This is a genomic window from Corallococcus sp. CA041A (genome assembly GCF_003612075.1).
Classification (GTDB): domain Bacteria; phylum Myxococcota; class Myxococcia; order Myxococcales; family Myxococcaceae; genus Corallococcus; species Corallococcus exiguus.
Map to the genome: position 1 here is coordinate 1 of NZ_RAWF01000498.1, position 2,370 is coordinate 2,370.

Annotated in this window: 2 protein-coding genes; one reads left to right on the forward strand and one right to left on the reverse strand. The window is 71.7% G+C overall.

Annotated elements, in window-relative coordinates:
- Positions 1-708: 708 nt before the first annotated feature.
- A complete protein-coding gene (locus tag D7V77_RS41600; protein ID WP_120581680.1) occupies positions 709-1,560 on the forward strand; it encodes a tRNA (5-methylaminomethyl-2-thiouridine)(34)-methyltransferase MnmD in 852 nt (283 codons plus the stop codon).
- On the opposite strand, the gene D7V77_RS41605 is transcribed toward D7V77_RS41600, so the two are convergent.
- The gene (locus tag D7V77_RS41605; protein WP_120581681.1) at positions 1,511-2,128 is read right to left on the reverse strand and encodes a DUF2378 family protein; all 618 of its coding nucleotides are present in this window, start codon (positions 2,126-2,128) and stop codon (positions 1,511-1,513) included. The two genes, D7V77_RS41600 and D7V77_RS41605, sit on opposite strands and share 50 nt — an antisense overlap.
- Between the last annotated feature and the right edge of the window lie 242 nt (positions 2,129-2,370).

A 2,370-nucleotide genomic window follows, 5' to 3' on the forward strand; every position in this document is an offset into this window, starting at 1 on the left:
GGCGTAAGTTCGTCGGCAGCGTCAGATGTGTATAAGAGCCAGGTCCCAGGTCGCCGTGCCCTGCTCCACGGGCCAGTCCAGCTCCACCGCGTCGTCGGCCTTCGCCAGCAGCGCATCGATGTACGCACACGCCGCTCGTGGCCCCAGCACGCCACCCCGGCGCGCCTCCTCCACCGCCGAGGCCCACAGCTCCTCGCGGTAGTAGTGCGCGAAGTAGAACCCCGGCTCGTCCCACTCAGGCCGCACGCCCCGGGGCAGCTTCGCCAGCACCAGTCCGCTCGACAGGTACGCGGGCCCCGTGGCCCGGGGGTGGAACTGGCTGAAGGCCAGCCGGAACACCCGCACCGCCAGCCCCGCCTCCTCCGTCGCCTCCAGCCCGTCCGGACACCCCGCGCGCAGGTGGAAGTCGTCGAAGCGCAGGAACACGTCCACCGCCATGCCCACCGCGTTCTGACACAGCGACTCCAGGCACGCTGCCAGCGGATGCCCCGCGTCCCCCGAGGCTTCCACCGACGCCTCCCACGCCGCCGCCAGCACCGTGCGCGTTGCCGCCTCCACCCGCAGCGACAGCCGCACCCGGCCGCCCTCGAACGGAGCCTCCCCGTGCCGGACGTCCTCCCCGTGAAGCGCGCCCCGATGTTCCTGCCCTGGAGTCGTCATGCTAGGCACCCATCCTTTCCCACACGTCCCCTCCAGGCCAGGAGCCCCATGTCCGAGCCCTCCCATCCGCGCGACGGCGACTTCGAACTCGTCACCCTTCGCAACGGTCACCGCGCCGTGCGCCACCTGGGCCATGGCGAGGTCATGCACCCCGCGGTGGGCCCGTGGCAGGAGGCCCTGCGCCTCTACGTCGACCAGCCCGGCCTCGCGGACCGCCTGCGCCAGCCCGGCCCGCCGCTCGTCATCCACGACGTGGGCCTGGGCGCCGCCACCAACGCCGTCGCCGCGCTCACCCGCGCCCGCGAACTGGGCCCGGACCGCGCCCGCGACCTGCACATCGTCAGCTTCGAGGTGGACCTGGCCCCGCTGCGGCTCGCGCTCGCGGACGCGGAGGGCTTCCCCTTCCTCCAGCCGTTCCGCGAAGCCGCTGAAAGCCTCATGAAGCACGGCGCCTGGAGCGAGCCCGGCATCCAGTGGACCCTCAAGCTGGGGGACGCGGTGCCCTTCCTGGAGCCGGACGCGGGCCTGCCCCCGGCGGACCTCGTCTTCTTCGACCCGTTCTCACCTGCGTCCAACCCGGACATGTGGACCGAAGCCGTCCTCGCCCGGGTGCGCCGGCATTGCCGGGAAGACGGAGAGGGCGCCCTGCTGATGACCTACAGCGCGGCCACGCCCACCCGCGTCACGCTGCTGCTCGCGGGGTTCTACGTGGGCGCCGGCGTGTCCACCGGCGCCAAGGGGGAGACCACCGTGGCCTCGACCCGCTACGAAACACTGGCCGCCCCGCTGGGGACCCGATGGCTGGAGCGCTGGGAGCGCTCGTCCTCCCGGGCCCCGCACGGGGGCACCCTCACGCCTGAGGTCGAGCGTCGCCTCCGGACCCATCCTCAGTGGCGCTGAGCGCCCCTTCCGCGGAGGCCTCGCTCCAGCGCAGGTGGAACGTCGCCGCCGTGCCGTCGAACTCCTCCGGCAGCGCCACCACCCGCCAGCCCCCGCACAGCGCCACCGCGCGCGCCAGCAACCCCGCCGCGAACGTCGGCTGATCCGCCAGCACGTCGTTCATCCAGAGCTCTAGTGACGTCGCGCTGCGCTCCACGATTTTGATTTCACTGAAGTTGTTGCCGGCGCGAAAGCCCAGGTCCGCCCGCAGCAGCATCCGCCGGGGACCGGCCAGCCGGCCCACGCCCAGGAGTGCGCGGCCAAAGAAGGTGCCGAAGTAGGCGTCCATGAAGCGCTCGCCCAGGGAGTAGTACGCGGCCTCCGCCGGCACGCCGCCGTAGACGTGCCCGGCCGCGATGCGCAGGAACTCCCGCCACTGCTCCAGCGAATAGGAGCGCTCCAGCTTTTTGTCGAGGTCCAGCCCCGCCCGCTTCAGGTGCTCGCGGCACGCCGGCGTCAGGCGGTTCTCCAGCGCGCGGACGAAGAGCGCGTCGACGGTCTGGGCGAAGACAAGCTTCTCAGGATTCATGGGGAGCACCCTACACGAAGCCCCCCATGCGATGCTCCCCCACCTGTGTACTGACGTTCAGTGTCGCGTCCCCCGAGTGTCAGGAAGCTGGCGCGCGCCGCACCCTTCGTGAAGTCCGGGTGTTTTCAGACCCTACGTCGACGGACCGTGCCACCAATCCGCGGAGCCACTGGTGCGCGGGGTCGCCGTCGAAGCGCTCGTGCCAGACCTGGAGGATGTCGAAGGGGCGCAAGGGGATGGGC